At 68.2% G+C, this 13,380-nt stretch carries 12 protein-coding genes and 2 tRNA genes; 7 read left to right on the top strand and 7 right to left on the bottom strand.

Annotation, left to right across the window (positions count from 1 at the left end):
• Positions 1-2 precede the first annotated feature (2 nt).
• From QWY80_RS12290 to QWY80_RS12300, 3 genes are all read right to left on the bottom strand, one after another.
• Positions 3-548, bottom strand: coding sequence for an adenine phosphoribosyltransferase (locus QWY80_RS12290; protein WP_290231878.1), 546 nt, complete (start codon positions 546-548; stop codon positions 3-5).
• Positions 549-571: 23 nt separating this feature from the next.
• Positions 572-1,876 (bottom strand): NCS2 family permease, encoded by a 1,305-nt coding sequence (locus QWY80_RS12295; RefSeq protein ID WP_290231880.1) that lies wholly within the window; start codon positions 1,874-1,876, stop codon positions 572-574.
• Positions 1,877-2,064: 188 nt separating this feature from the next.
• Positions 2,065-2,694 (bottom strand): riboflavin synthase subunit alpha, encoded by a 630-nt coding sequence (locus tag QWY80_RS12300; RefSeq protein ID WP_290231883.1) that lies wholly within the window; start codon positions 2,692-2,694, stop codon positions 2,065-2,067.
• A 545-nt stretch (positions 2,695-3,239) separates the two neighbouring features.
• On the opposite strand from QWY80_RS12300, the gene QWY80_RS12305 reads away from it, so the two are divergent.
• The 4 genes from QWY80_RS12305 (at position 3,240) to QWY80_RS12320 (ending at position 6,282) form a co-directional block, all read left to right on the top strand.
• Positions 3,240-4,295 (top strand): methionine ABC transporter ATP-binding protein, encoded by a 1,056-nt coding sequence (locus tag QWY80_RS12305; protein ID WP_290231884.1) that lies wholly within the window; start codon positions 3,240-3,242, stop codon positions 4,293-4,295.
• A complete protein-coding gene (locus QWY80_RS12310) occupies positions 4,276-4,929 on the top strand; it encodes a methionine ABC transporter permease (RefSeq protein ID WP_290231885.1) in 654 nt (217 codons plus the stop codon). The genes QWY80_RS12305 and QWY80_RS12310 overlap by 20 nt, the downstream gene beginning before the upstream one ends.
• Positions 4,930-5,024: 95 nt before the next feature.
• Positions 5,025-5,819, top strand: coding sequence for a MetQ/NlpA family ABC transporter substrate-binding protein (locus QWY80_RS12315; protein WP_290231886.1), 795 nt, complete (start codon positions 5,025-5,027; stop codon positions 5,817-5,819).
• 7 nt (positions 5,820-5,826) lie between these two features.
• Positions 5,827-6,282: a GAF domain-containing protein gene (locus tag QWY80_RS12320; protein WP_290232593.1), complete on the top strand. Its 456-nt coding sequence runs from the start codon at positions 5,827-5,829 to the stop codon at positions 6,280-6,282.
• Between the two features lie 42 nt (positions 6,283-6,324).
• On the opposite strand, the gene QWY80_RS12325 is transcribed toward QWY80_RS12320, so the two are convergent.
• From QWY80_RS12325 to glpK, 3 genes are all read right to left on the bottom strand, one after another.
• Positions 6,325-6,401, bottom strand: a tRNA-Val gene (locus QWY80_RS12325).
• Positions 6,402-6,428: 27 nt separating this feature from the next.
• Positions 6,429-6,505, bottom strand: a tRNA-Val gene (locus QWY80_RS12330).
• Positions 6,506-6,592: 87 nt separating this feature from the next.
• Entirely contained in the window at positions 6,593-8,080 is a 1,488-nt protein-coding gene (gene glpK / locus QWY80_RS12335) for a glycerol kinase GlpK (protein ID WP_290231887.1), read from the bottom strand.
• A 150-nt stretch (positions 8,081-8,230) separates the two neighbouring features.
• Between glpK and QWY80_RS12340 the strand changes: the two genes are divergently transcribed.
• The 3 genes from QWY80_RS12340 to QWY80_RS12350 all read left to right on the top strand — a co-directional run bounded on the left by QWY80_RS12340 (position 8,231) and on the right by QWY80_RS12350 (position 11,797).
• The gene (locus QWY80_RS12340) at positions 8,231-8,995 is read left to right on the top strand and encodes a DeoR/GlpR family transcriptional regulator (protein ID WP_290231888.1); all 765 of its coding nucleotides are present in this window, start codon (positions 8,231-8,233) and stop codon (positions 8,993-8,995) included.
• 142 nt (positions 8,996-9,137) lie between these two features.
• Positions 9,138-10,661: a glycerol-3-phosphate dehydrogenase gene (gene glpD, locus QWY80_RS12345; RefSeq protein WP_290231889.1), complete on the top strand. Its 1,524-nt coding sequence runs from the start codon at positions 9,138-9,140 to the stop codon at positions 10,659-10,661.
• Positions 10,662-10,732: 71 nt separating this feature from the next.
• Positions 10,733-11,797, top strand: coding sequence for an endonuclease/exonuclease/phosphatase family protein (locus QWY80_RS12350; protein WP_290231890.1), 1,065 nt, complete (start codon positions 10,733-10,735; stop codon positions 11,795-11,797).
• A gap of 24 nt (positions 11,798-11,821) precedes the next feature.
• Here the strand turns inward: QWY80_RS12350 and QWY80_RS12355 are convergent, their stop codons facing one another.
• Complete coding sequence (locus tag QWY80_RS12355) at positions 11,822-13,201, bottom strand: class II fumarate hydratase (RefSeq protein ID WP_290231892.1); 1,380 nt, start codon at positions 13,199-13,201, stop codon at positions 11,822-11,824.
• Positions 13,202-13,380 lie beyond the last annotated feature (179 nt).

Raw genomic sequence — 13,380 nt, forward strand, 5'->3', positions numbered from 1 at the left:
GGTCACTCGTCCTCGGTGAAGGAACAGACGGCGAAGACGCCGAAGCCGGCCTCGCGGATCCTCTCGGCGCCGCCGAGATCCGGCAGGTCGATGATGGTGGCCGTCTCCACCACCTGGCCGCCGCTGCGGCTGATCAGCTTGGCGGCGGCCAGCATGGTGCCACCGGTGGCGATCAGGTCGTCGACGATCAGGATGCGATCGCCCTGGCGGAAGGCGTCGGAGTGGAGCTCCACCTCGGCCTCGCCGTACTCCAGGGTGTAGGTCTCGCTGATGGTCTTGAACGGCAGCTTGCCCTTCTTGCGCACCGGCACGAAGCTGCAGCCCAGCTCGTAGGCCAGGGGCGCACCGACGATGAAGCCGCGCGCATCGATGGCGGCCACGGCGTCGATGTCCATCTCCTGGTAGCGGTGCACGAAGCTGTCGATCAGCTTGCGGAAGGCCGCGCTGTTCTGCAGCAGCGGGGTGATATCACGGAAGTTGACCCCCGACTGCGGCCAGTCGGGGACGGTGCGGATCACGGACTTGATATAGTCGCCGTAGATGCTCATCGCGGGTCTCGGTAGGTGGATGGTCAGTCGAGGAACAGGAACTTGGCCACGAACAACAGCGCCAGCACGACCACCGCCGGGTTGAGGTCCTGGAAGCGGCCGGAGAGCGACTTGATGGCGGCGTAGCTGATGAAGCCCAGGGCGATGCCCTCGGCGATGGAGAAGGTCAGCGGCATGGCCAGGGCGGCGATCAGCACCGGCGCAGCGTCGGTGGGGTCCTCCCAGTCGGCGTGGGCCAGGCTGCCGGCCATCAGCACCGCCACGTAGAGCAGCGCGCCGGCGGTGGCATAGGCCGGGATCGAGCCGGCCAGGGGCGCGAAGAACAGGCTGATCAGGAAGAGCACGGCCACCACCACGGCGGTCAGGCCGGTGCGTCCGCCGGAGACGATGCCAGCGGTGGACTCGATGTAGCTGGTGGTGGTGGAGGTCCCCAGCACGGCACCGGCCATGGAGGCGCTGGAGTCGGCCATCATCGCCCGCCCGATGCGCGGCAGCTTGCCGTTCTCGTCGAGCAGCTTGCCGCGATGGGCCACCCCGATCAGGGTGCCGGAGGTATCGAAGAGGTCGACGAACAGGAAGGCGAAGATCACGCTGAGCATGGCCACGTCCAGGGCTCCGGCCAGGTCCAGGGCCAGGAAGGTGGGCGCGATGGAGGGCGGCATGGACATCAGGCCGCCGAACTCGTTGTGACCGAGGATCATCGCCAGCACCGTGACCCCGAGGATGCCGATCATCACCGCCCCGGTGACCCTGAGGTAGGCCAGGGCGGTGATCACGAAGAAGCCCAGCAGGGCATAGAGGGCGGCCGGCTCGGAGAGATCGCCCAGGGCGACGTAGGTGGCCTCGTTGGCGACCACGATGCCGGCGTTCTGGAGCGCGATCATCGCCAGGAAGAGGCCGATGCCCGCGGCGATGCCCAGCCGCAACGACATGGGGATCGCGTTGATGATCCACTCGCGCACCCGGAAGATGCTCAGCAGGAAGAAGCAGAAGCCGGAGAAGAACACCGCCCCCAGCGCCGCCTCCCAGCTGTAACCCATGCCCAGCACCACGCCGTAGGTGAAGAAGGCGTTGAGGCCCATGCCGGGCGCCTGGGCGATGGGGTAGTTGGCCCACAGCCCCATGATCAGGCAACCCAGGGCCGCGGCCAGGCAGGTGGCGACGAACACCGCCCCGGCGTCCATGCCGGCCTCGGCGAGGATGCTGGGATTGACGAAGATGATGTAGGCCATGGTCAGGAAGGTGGTGATCCCGGCGATGACCTCGGTCTTCACGTCGGTGTGGTGCTCGGCCAGCTTGAACTGGTTGTCGATCAGGCGTTTCAGCATGGTGGTCTTCCTGCGCGTGGACGTGGCAAGGGTCCGGGGTGCGAAAAAAGCCGCCCATGGTACCCAAAGCCCCCCGGTGATGCGAGATGAGGGGCGGCGGCCGACGGCCTCATCAGCCCTAGTTAAGCAATTGACGTTCCATTCGCCACCCGCCACGACCAACGCACTCCCGACGCAGTGCCCGCCCTTCAGGCACCGCGGGCCTCGAGCAGGCGCTCCACCGTCTCGACGATGGCCTGGGTCTGGGGATCGATCTCGATGTTGACGCGATCCCCCGGCCCCCGCCGCCCCAGGGTAGTGCGCGCCAGGGTCTCGGGGATCAGGTCGACGCAGAAGCCCGGCCCGTGCGCGACGCCGGCGGGGTGCACCTCGCCGATGGTCAGGCTGATGCCGTCCACCCCGATGTAGCCCTTGTCGAACAGGAAGCGGCCCAGGGCCCGGGGCACCTCGAACCACAGCCGACGATTGTGGGGTGCCTCGTCGAGCTCCACCAGTTCGGCCATGGCCATCACGTGGCCGGACATGGCATGGCCGCCGATCTCGTCGCCGAAGCGTGCCGCGCGCTCGATGTTCACCCTGTCCCCGACCGCCAGGTCACCGAGGTTGGTGACCCGCAGCGTCTCGCGCATCAGGTCGAAGCTGACCCGTTCGCCGTCGATGGCGGTCACCGTCAGGCAGACCCCGTTGTGGGACACCGAGGCGCCTGGCTCGAGCCCCTCGCGCAGCGCCTCGGGCAGCACGACGACATGAGTACGGAAGGCCTCGGCCTCCTGGATGGCGACCACCTCGGCGGTGCCCTGCACGATGCCAGTGAACATGGCGACTCCTCGACTGCGGGCGCCCCGGGCGGGGCGCGAAGGACATGAGTGTAGGAAATTCTTCACACCGGCGTCCATGGCCGGCATTCACAGCAACATCCGCCATATAAGCCGATTTCCTAGCATGATTTGCTGAGTATCGGCGCAATAGCCCCTAACAATTCTCCCGCCGATTGACAGGACGAGACACTATCCCTATGCTTGCCCGCTACATTGAACGGCGCCGATTTGTACCCGGCTTGCGGGCGCCAGCGACATGACGGCGTCATGTCGTGAAGTGCAGCTAAAAGGGTGTGTCCAGCGTTGATGGCCACCCGCATGGAGCCAGCCGGGTTTGACCGATCGTCACGAGAAGCACGGATTTCGAGTCAGATTTATCGATCTATCGAGGCGAATAGCCCGCTATTTAACGAGACAGATCGCATGAAGCTGGCCGAAAGCCCGGGATTCGCAGTCGATCAGCGTTAGACTCGGCAGGCTCCAAGGGTGGCCTTTTTTTCGCCCGCCGCACTCGCCCGCCCGGCGCCCCACCCGCGGTGGCTTCCATGATCCGACTCCACAACGTTTCCAAGACCTACTATCCGAGGCGAGGCGACAGCGCCCAAGCCGTCCACGCCCTGAAGGACGTCGACCTGCAGATTCCCCAGGGCCGGATCCACGGCGTGATCGGCCTCTCCGGCGCCGGCAAGTCGACGCTGATCCGCTGCGTCAACCTGCTGGAACGCCCCACCACCGGCATCGTCACCGTCGACGGCCGGGACCTCACCGGCCTGTCCGGCGCCGCACTCAACGAGGCGCGCCACGGCATCGGCATGATCTTCCAGCACTTCAACCTGCTGACCAACCGCACGGTCTTCGCCAACGTGGCCCTGCCCCTGGAGCTGATGGGCATGCAGCGCGGCGCGATCCGCGAGCGGGTGACCCCGCTGCTGGAGCTGGTGGGCCTGGCCGACAAGGCCAGCCAGTACCCGGCCCAGCTCTCCGGTGGCCAGAAGCAGCGCGTGGCCATCGCCCGGGCCCTGGCCAGTCGCCCCAAGGTGCTGCTGTGTGACGAGGCGACCTCGGCGCTGGATCCCCAGACCACCGGCTCGATCCTCGCCCTGCTGCGCGATATCAACCACAAGCTCGGCCTGACCATCCTGCTGATCACCCACGAGATGGAGGTGGTCAAGTCGATCTGCCACCGAGTCAGCCTGATCTCCGACGGCAGGATCGTCGAGGAGGCCGAGGTGGGCGACTTCTTCACCGCCCCGCGCACCCGCCTGGGTCGCGACTTCCTCAACGACTTCCTCAAGCTCGAACCGCCCCGGGCGCTGATCGAGCGCCTGGAGGAGGCGCCCGGTAAGCGCTCCCACCCGGTGGTCCGGCTGGCCTTCTCCGGCGACGCCGTCTCCACGCCACTGATCTCGCGGCTGGCCCGGGAGTGCGGCGTCGACGTCAGCATCCTGCAGGCCAAGGTGGAGTCGATCCAGGAGCGCACCCTGGGCCTGATGATCGCCGAACTGATGGGGCCACCGGCGAAGACCCGCGAGGCCCTCGCCTACCTCGAATCCCATGACCTGCACGTGGAGGTGCTCGGCCATGTCCAGCGCGATGATTGACCTGATCCTCGAGGCCACCCTCGACACCCTCTACATGGTGGCCGTCTCGGGCACCATTTCCGCCCTGGCGGGCATCCCGCTCGGGGTGCTGCTCTATGTCACCCGCCCCGGCCAGGTGCTGGCCCAGCCGGCGCTCAGCGCCGTGCTGGGGGTGATCACCAACGTCGGCCGCTCGATTCCCTTCATCATCCTGATGGTGGCGATCATCCCCTTCACGCGGATGCTGGTGGGCACCTCGATCGGCACCAACGCCGCGGCCGTGCCGCTGACCATCGCCGCCATCCCCTTCATCGCCCGCCTGGTGGAAGGGGCACTGAACGAGATCAATCCCGGCCTGGTGGAGGCCGCCCAGTCGATGGGCGCCACGCCCTGGCAGATCATCGCCAAGGTGCTGCTGCCCGAGGCCCGCGGCGGCATCTTCACGGCGCTGACCGTTACCGTGGTGACCCTGGTGAGCTACTCGGCCATGGCCGGCGCCGTGGGCGGCGGCGGGCTCGGCGACCTGGGCATCCGCTACGGCTACAACCGCTTCAACCCCACCATCATGCTGATCACGGTGGCGATCCTGGTGGTGATGGTCCAGGGCTTCCAGAGCCTGGGGGACTACTTGGTACGCAAGAGCGACCACAAATGAGTGATGCCGCCCCTTCATTCAATATCAAGAAACTATTAAAAACCGTTTACTTATTCCGCTAGAATCGGATCATCATGAACAGGAGGTATCGTCCCATGCGCAAGACACTGCTCAACGCCCTGCTGGCTTCCACCCTCACCCTGGGCGCGGGCAGCGCCCTGGCCGACGAGCACGCCATCAAGGTCGGCACCGTCGCCGGCCCCGAGACCGAGGTAATGGAGGTGGCCGCCGAGATCGCCAGCCGCGAGTACGGTCTGGAGGTGGAGATCATCGAGTTCACCGACTACGTCACCCCCAACGCTGCCCTGGCCGACGGCAGCCTGGACGCCAACGCCTACCAGCACGAGCCCTACATGCGCTCCATGGTGGAGGACCGCGGCTATGACTTCGCCGTGGCCGGCTACACCTTCGTCTACCCGATCGGCGCCTACTCCGAGAAGTACGACAGCATCGAGGAGCTGCCGGACGGGGCCACCATCGCCCTGCCCAACGACCCCTCCAACGAGGGCCGCGCCCTGATCCTGATGCACAACCTGGAACTGATCGAGCTCGCCGACCCGGAGAACCTGGAGGCCACCCCCCTGGACGTCGTGGCCAACCCCCACGACTACGAGTTCCGCGAGATCGAGGCCGCCCAGCTGCCGCGGGTACTGCCCGACGTGGACCTGGCCTTCATCAACAACACCTTCGCCCAGCCCGCCGGCCTGACCCTGGACGACGCCCTGATCAAGGAAGGGCCGGAATCGCCCTACGTCAACCTGATCGCCGTGCGTGCCGGCGACGAGGAGCGCGAGGCGATCCAACAGTTGGTCGCGGCCTACCAGACCGACGAGGTCGAGGCCAAGGCCGAGGAGCTGTTCGGGGCGCAGGCGGTGCCCGGCTGGAAATAACCCCATGATGCCCGACTACGCCCTGCTCGCCCGCCAGCTCGCGGCCCTGCTCGACACCCGCGACTGGCTGACCAACAGCGCCCAGACCTGCGCCTTCCTGATGCAGGAGATCCCCCACCTCAACTGGGTCGGCTTCTACCTGCAGCGCGAGCCGGAAGTGCTCGCGCTGGGCCCCTTCCAGGGCAAGCCGGCCTGCCACCCCATCCCCTTCGACAGGGGGGTGTGCGGGGCGGCGGCGCGCACGCGCGAGACCCAGCGAGTGGATGACGTCCACGCCGTGGCCGAGCATATCGCCTGCGACGCCGCCTCCAACGCCGAGCTGGTGGTGCCAATCGTGGCGGGGGACCGCCTGTGGGGCGTTCTGGACCTGGACAGCCCGCTGAAGGGGCGCTTCGGCGACGCCGACCGGGCCGGCATCGAGGCCCTGGCGGCGGTGTTCGTCGCGCACAGCGAGCTCACATAGCACGACGCCCCGCAGCAGGGCTGCGGGGCGTCGCGTCGAAGCTGGTAGGACCAGGCGGATTTGAACCGCCGACCTCCACGATGTCAACGTGGCGCTCTAACCAACTGAGCTATGGTCCTGGAGGCTGTCATCGAGTCGCAGTGCGGTGGTAGGACCAGGCGGATTTGAACCGCCGACCTCCACGATGTCAACGTGGCGCTCTAACCAACTGAGCTATGGTCCTGCCTCGACCCGAAGCGGCCGCCGAGGCGGCTTCACCGCCCCGGCAACGGATGCATATAGTACCGATTCGCCAGCATTTTGCAAGCCTTCAGCGGTCGCTTTTGACCCGCTCGACCGCCTCCTGCCAGCCGCGATAGAGCCGTTCGCGCTCGGCCGCGTCCATCTGCGGCGTGAAGCGCCTCTCGCACTGCCAGAGGCCGGCGATCTCGTCGAGGTCCCGGTACCAGCCCAGCCGCAGCCCGGCCAGGTAGGCGGCCCCCAGGGCGGTGGTCTCGAGCACCGTGGGGCGATCCACCTGCTGGCCCAGCATGTCGGCCAGGAACTGCATGACCCAGTTGTTGGCCACCATGCCGCCATCGACCCTCAGGGTGTCGGGTGTCGCGGCCATGTCGTCGCTCATGCAGGCCTGGAGGTCGCGGGTCTGGTAGCAGACCGCCTGCAGGCCGGCGGCGACGATCTCGGCGATGCCGGTGTCGCGGGTCAGGCCGAAGATGGCGCCGCGCGCCTTGGGGTCCCAGTGGGGGGCACCCAGGCCGGTGAAGGCCGGCACCAGGTAGACGCTGTGCCCCGAGCGCGTCCGACGGGCCAGGGCCTCGGTCTCGGCGGCGTCGGCGAACAACCGCAGGCCGTCACGCAGCCACTGCACCGTGGCCCCGGCAACGAAGATGCTGCCCTCCATGGCGTAGGTAGGCCTGCCGTGCAGGCGGTAGCCGACGGTGGTCAGCAGGCGATTGCGCGAGCGCTCGGCCTTGTCGCCGGTGTTGACGATCATGAAGCAGCCGGTGCCGTAGGTGCTCTTGCCCATGCCCGGCGAGAAGCACGCCTGGCCGACCAGCGCCGCCTGCTGGTCCCCGGCCACGCCGGCGATGGGCAGTTCACCGCCCAGCCAGCGGGCGTCGACGCGACCGAAGTCGTCGCTGGAATCCTTCACCTCGGGCAGCAGCGAGTCGGGGATGCCGAACAGCGCCAGCAGCTCCGGATCCCAGCGCTGCTCGTGGATGTTGAACAGGGCGGTACGCGAGGCATTGGTGGCATCGGTGGCGTGCACCCGCCCCCCGGTCAGGCGCCAGATCAGGAAGGTGTCGATCGTGCCGAAGGCGAGCTCGCCACGCTCGGCGCGCTCGCGGGCCCCCGCCACGTTGTCGAGCAGCCAGGCCAGCTTGGTGGCCGAGAAGTAAGGATCGATCAGCAGCCCGGTGCGCGACTGCACGGCATCCAGGTGGCCGGCCTCGCGCAGCGCCTGGCAGCTGTCGGCGGTACGCCGGTCCTGCCAGACGATGGCGTTGTGCAGCGGCTCACCGGTGACCCGATCCCACAGCAGGGTGGTCTCGCGCTGGTTGGTGATACCCACCCCGACTACCTCGTCGAGCCCGACCCCGGCCCGCTCGATCGCCTCGCGACAGGTGGCCAGCACGCTCTCCCAGATCGCCTCAGGGTCGTGCTCCACCCAGCCGTCGCGGGGGAAGTGCTGGGGGAATTCGCGCTGCGCCGAGGCCAGGTTGCGACCCGAACGGTCGAAGAGGATGGCGCGCGAACTGGTGGTGCCCTGGTCGATGGCAAGCAGATAGTCGCCCATGGAGGCTCCTGTGGAAAATGTTCGTTTATAATCATTCAGGGTACCGCGCCGTGTTCGGAAATCTCTACGACCATGGTCGCACGCCACCGCGCCGTCACTGCCTAACCGCCTCGCCATCGCCTACACTGGCGCCAGCCACAGGGAGACGCCATGAATCAGCAACAACGCCACGACGCCATCGTCGAACTGGTCCGCCGCGAGGGCTACGCCAGCATCGAGCAGCTCACCGACCACTTCACCGTCACCCCCCAGACCATCCGTCGCGACCTCAACGCCCTGGCCGAGGAGGGGATGATCCGCCGCGTGCACGGCGGCGCGGGCCTCGAATCGAGCACCGTCAACACCGCCTATGCCACGCGCAAGACCCTCAACCTGGATGCCAAGCGTAGCATCGCCCGGCTGCTGGTGAACCGCATCCCCGACCACGCCTCGCTGTTCATCAACATCGGCACCAGCAACGAGGTGGTCGCCGAGGCCCTGCTCGAGCGCCATCGTGCCCTGGAGGTGATCACCAACAACCTCAACGTGGCGGCGATCCTGCAGCACAAGGAAGACTTCAATGTGATCATCGCCGGCGGCCAGGTGCGCTCCCGCGACGGCGGCATCATCGGCGAGGCGACCATCGACTTCATCAACCAGTTCAAGGTGGACTTCGGGCTCATCGGCATCAGCGGCATCGACGAGGACGGCTCGCTGCTGGAGTTCGACTACCAGGAAGTGCGCGTCGCCCAGGCCATCATCCAGAACTCGCGCCAGGTCTACCTGGCCGCCGACCACTCCAAGTTCCACCGCAACCCCTCCGTGCGCCAGGGCAACGTCACCCAGATCGATGCCCTCTTCACCGACCGCCGCCCGCCCCAGCCCATCTGCCAGTTGATGGAGAGCCACGACGTGGCGCTGCATATCGCCGACTGAGGCATCGCCCTCCCCCGTCGACACGGGAAAGCGAAACCGTCGGGTTCGCTTTCATCCACTTGATGTTCTATTTTGAATCCTATATTTTCGGTTACGAAACACCACGCTCCCGTGCACGGTCGACACCCGATGGAGGGCAAGCATGCAGCACAGTCACCAGACGCCGCCCCTGGACATGTTCGTCGTCGGCGGCGGCATCAACGGTACCGGCATCGCCAACGACGCGGCCGGCCGCGGCCTGTCGGTGGCCCTGTGCGAGCAGGGCGACCTGGCGTCGGCCACCTCCTCGGCCAGCAGCAAGCTGATCCACGGCGGCCTGCGCTACCTGGAGCACCGCGAGTTCCGCCTGGTGAGTGAAGCGCTGCACGAGCGCGAGATACTGCTCGCCAAGGCACCGCACATCATCCGGCCGATGCGCTTCATCCTGCCCCACCGGCCGCACCTGCGGCCGGCCTGGATGCTCCGCGCCGGCCTGTTCCTCTACGACCACCTGGGCCGGCGCAAGCGGCTGCCGGGCTCCCGGGCCCTGCGCTTCGGCCCGCGGTCGCCACTCGCACCCGGCATCCGGCGCGGCTTCGAGTACTCCGACTGCTGGGTGGACGATGCCCGCCTGGTGGTACTCAACGCCCGACAGGCCGCCGACCAGGGGGCCGAGATCCTGGTGCGCACCCGCTGCATCGCCACCCGTGAGGTGAACGGCCGGTGGGAGGTCGAGCTCGAGGATACGCGCAGCGGCGCGCGTTTCCTGCGCCACGCCCGGACCCTGGTCAACGCCGCCGGTCCCTGGGTGGAACGGGTGGTGCGCCGGCAGGCCGGCCGCGATTCCCGCTACACCATCCGCATGATCCAGGGCAGCCACCTGATCGTGCCACGGCTCAATCACGACGACCGCGCCTTCATTCTCCAGCACCACGACGGCCGCATCGTCTTCGTGCTGCCCTGGGAGAACGACTTCAGCCTGATCGGCACCACCGACCGCCGCTACCGCGGAGACCCGGCCGAGGTCGCCGCCGACGAGGAGGAGATCGACTACCTGCTGGGCGTGGTCAACGACCACTTCCGGCACCGGCTCACCCACGACGACGTGATCCGCACCTTCTCGGGCGTCAGGCCGTTGTGTGACGACGAGTCCGCCGAGCCCTCGGCCATGACCCGCGACTACACCCTGTCGCTGGACGACTCGGGCGCCCCGCTGCTGTCGATCTTCGGCGGCAAGATCACCACCTACCGCAAGCTGGCCGAGGCCGCCCTGGACAGCCTGGCACCGCATCTGCCCGACATGGGCCGCCCCTGGACATCCACGGCGCCGCTGCCCGGCGGCGACATCGACGACCCGGCGTCCTTCGCCGCGGCACTGCTCGCCGACTACCCCTGGCTCGGCGAGACGCGCGCGGGACGCTTCGCGCGCAGCTATGGCTCGCTGTGCCGGGAGTTCCTGGCCGGTGCCGGCGCCGAGGCCGACCTCGGCGAGGCCTTCGGTGCCGGGCTCACCGCCCGCGAGGTGGACTACCTCGTCGCGCGCGAGTGGGCCGAGCGCGTCGAGGACATCCTGTGGCGGCGCACCAAGCTCGACGTGCGCGTCACCGCCCCCCAGCGCCGGCGCCTGGCCGCCTACCTGAACGCCCGCAGCGCGCGTCCGGGCCTTCCCCGCGCGGCGCTCGCCTGAAGGCTCCGCCGCTCGTCGACCGGCATGCCGGCGGGGTATGCTCGGGCCATCTCGACGAAGGGAGTCGTGCCATGCTGTCCCCGATCCTGGCCCTGCTTGGTCTGCTGCTGCTGGGCGTGACACTGCTGCCGCGGCTGCCCGTGACCTGGTGGTGGATCCGCGCCGCCGAGTTCCCGCGCCTGCAGCTCGCCGCCCTGGCCCTGGCGATCCTGCTCGCCGCCTGGTGGTCCGAGCCCCCCTGGTCCTGGATCACCCGGACGGCGACCCTCGCCACCCTGGTGATCCAGCTCGCCTACATCCTGCCCTGGACGCGTTTCTGGCCGGTGCAGGTGCAGGGCGCCGAACCCGGCCATGAACGGCGCTGCCTGACCCTGCTGATCGCCAATGTGCTCACCCCCAACCGCAACGCCGAAGGGCTGGTCGCGCTGATCCAGCGGCACGACCCTGACATGGTGCTGACCCTGGAGTCCGACGCCTGGTGGCAGGCACGACTCGACGAGGCGCTGGACGCCGACTGGCCGCATGCCGTGAAGATCCCCCTGGACAACCTCTACGGCATGCACCTCTATTCGCGGCTACCGCTGGTGGACCCGCGCATCGAGTGGCGCATCCAGGACGACATTCCCTCCATCGAGACCGGCGTGACCCTGCCCTGCGGCGAGGAGATCCGCCTGCACGCCGTGCACCCGCGCCCCCCGGCCCCGGGCGAGAGCGAGGAGTCGCTGTGGCGCGATGCCGAGCTGCTGCTGATCGGCAAGCAGATCCACGAGAACCCGGTGCCCACTCTGGTGGCCGGCGACCTGAACGACGTGGCCTGGTCGCGCACCACCCGGCTCTTCTGCCGGGTCAGCGGCATGCTCGACCCACGCCGCGGCCGCGGCATGTTCAGTACCTTTCATGCCCACTACCCGCTGCTGCGCTGGCCCCTGGACCATATCTTCACCAGCGAGCACTTCACCCTGAAGGCGCTGCGCCGCCTGCCGGGCTTCGGTTCCGACCACTTCCCGATCCTCGCGACCCTCTGCCACCGCCCCTCACGGGCCGACGAGCACGACACCCCCGAGGCGGACCGCGACGAGCATCACGAGGCGCGCGCCACGATCCGCGAAGGCAAGCAGCGCGAGCAGGAGACCTGAGCCCGAAGCGCCGATCTTCCCGCTTTATTCAGGTATCCCGCCCCGGGTCAGCGCCGCCGGGTCGAGCAGCCGCTCCAGTTCCTCCCGCGACAGCTCGGTCTGCTCCTCGGCCACCTCGATGATCGGTCTGCCGGCCTGGTAGGCCCGCTTGGCGATGGCCGCCGCGGCGTCGTAGCCGATCACCGAGTTCAGCGCCGTCACCAGAATGGGGTTGCGTGACAGCGGCCCGGCCAGGTTGTCCTCGCGGACCTTGAAGGTGGCGATGGCGCGGTCGGCGAGCAGCCGCGCCGTGTTGCTCATCAGGGTGATGCCGGTCAGCAGGTTATGGGCCACCAGCGGCAGCATCACGTTGAGCTGGAAGTTGCCGCTCTGCCCCGCCACCGTCACCGCCGTGTCCAGGCCGATCACCTGGGCGGCGGCCTGGGCGGCGGATTCGGGAATCACCGGGTTGACCTTGCCGGGCATGATGGAGCTGCCCGGCTGCAGGGCCTGAAGCTCGATCTCGCCGAGCCCGGCCAGGGGCCCGGAGTTCATCCAGCGCAGGTCGTTGGCGATCTTCATCACCACGCAGGCCAGCCCGCGCAGCTGGCCGGAGAGCTCCACCGCGGCATCCTGGGAGGCCAGGCTGGCGAAGAAGCTGTCGTTGGGCGCGAAGGCCAGCCCGGTCTGCTCGGAGAGCTGGGCCGCCATGCGCTGGGCGAATTCGGGATGGGCGTTGATTCCGGTGCCTACCGCCGTTCCGCCCTGGGCCAGCCGACACAGCCGCACCAGGGCGCCATCCAGGCGCTCGATGGCCTGCCCCACCTGGCTCGACCAGCCGCCCAGTTCCTGGCCCAAGCGCAGCGGCATGGCGTCCATCAGGTGGGTACGGCCGGTCTTGACCACGCCGTCCAGTTCCGCGGCCCGGGCGTCGAGGATCTCGCGCAGGTGGACCAGCGCCGGGCGCAGCTCCCCCGTCACCTCCACGGCCGCCGAGACATGGATGGCGGTGGGGATGACGTCGTTGCTCGACTGGCCCATGTTGACGTGGTCGTTGGGTCCCACCTGAAGGCCATCGCGGCTGGCCAGGTGGGCCAGCACCTCGTTGACGTTCATGTTGCTGGAAGTGCCGGAGCCGGTCTGGAAGACGTCCACCGGGAACTGGTCGTCGTGCTCGCCGCGGATGACCGCCTCGGCAGCGGCGACGATGGCCGCGGCGCGCTCGGCATCCAGCAGCCCCAGGTCCCGGTTGGCCCGCGCCGCGGCCAGCTTGATGCGGGCGATGGCGTGGATGAAGGCGGGCGGCATGGGCTGCCCCGACACCGGGAAGTTGTTCACGGCGCGCTGGGTCTGGGCGCCATAGAGGGCCCCGTCCGGCACCTCGAGCTCGCCCATGCTGTCGCGTTCGATGCGCTTGTCGCTCATGGCGCTCTCCTCCTGATCGTGGTGGCGCACTCCCCCTCACCATGGGGCCGGCGGCGTCATCCGGCAAGGTGGCGTGCTGGCGATGACGAATCTTTCCCGGCATGTTGCAATGCACAAGAGAGGCTGCTATTGTGCATTGCAACAGAGCGGTGATGCCGCTCACCGCCAAAACGTGAAAC

The organism is Halomonas ramblicola (assembly GCF_030409215.1).
Classification (GTDB): domain Bacteria; phylum Pseudomonadota; class Gammaproteobacteria; order Pseudomonadales; family Halomonadaceae; genus Halomonas; species Halomonas ramblicola.

What these genes read in the sequence shown, in the direction of transcription:
- QWY80_RS12290 (WP_290231878.1), bottom strand. Translation starts at nt 548, where the DNA reads ATGAGCATCTACGGCGACTATATCAAGTCCGTGATCCGCACCGTCCCC.
- QWY80_RS12295 (WP_290231880.1), bottom strand. Translation starts at nt 1,876, where the DNA reads ATGCTGAAACGCCTGATCGACAACCAGTTCAAGCTGGCCGAGCACCAC.
- QWY80_RS12300 (WP_290231883.1), bottom strand. Translation starts at nt 2,694, where the DNA reads ATGTTCACTGGCATCGTGCAGGGCACCGCCGAGGTGGTCGCCATCCAG.
- QWY80_RS12305 (WP_290231884.1), top strand. Translation starts at nt 3,240, where the DNA reads ATGATCCGACTCCACAACGTTTCCAAGACCTACTATCCGAGGCGAGGC.
- QWY80_RS12310 (WP_290231885.1), top strand. Translation starts at nt 4,276, where the DNA reads ATGTCCAGCGCGATGATTGACCTGATCCTCGAGGCCACCCTCGACACC.
- QWY80_RS12315 (WP_290231886.1), top strand. Translation starts at nt 5,025, where the DNA reads ATGCGCAAGACACTGCTCAACGCCCTGCTGGCTTCCACCCTCACCCTG.
- QWY80_RS12320 (WP_290232593.1), top strand. Translation starts at nt 5,827, where the DNA reads ATGCCCGACTACGCCCTGCTCGCCCGCCAGCTCGCGGCCCTGCTCGAC.
- glpK (WP_290231887.1), bottom strand. Translation starts at nt 8,080, where the DNA reads ATGGGCGACTATCTGCTTGCCATCGACCAGGGCACCACCAGTTCGCGC.
- QWY80_RS12340 (WP_290231888.1), top strand. Translation starts at nt 8,231, where the DNA reads ATGAATCAGCAACAACGCCACGACGCCATCGTCGAACTGGTCCGCCGC.
- glpD (WP_290231889.1), top strand. Translation starts at nt 9,138, where the DNA reads ATGCAGCACAGTCACCAGACGCCGCCCCTGGACATGTTCGTCGTCGGC.
- QWY80_RS12350 (WP_290231890.1), top strand. Translation starts at nt 10,733, where the DNA reads ATGCTGTCCCCGATCCTGGCCCTGCTTGGTCTGCTGCTGCTGGGCGTG.
- QWY80_RS12355 (WP_290231892.1), bottom strand. Translation starts at nt 13,201, where the DNA reads ATGAGCGACAAGCGCATCGAACGCGACAGCATGGGCGAGCTCGAGGTG.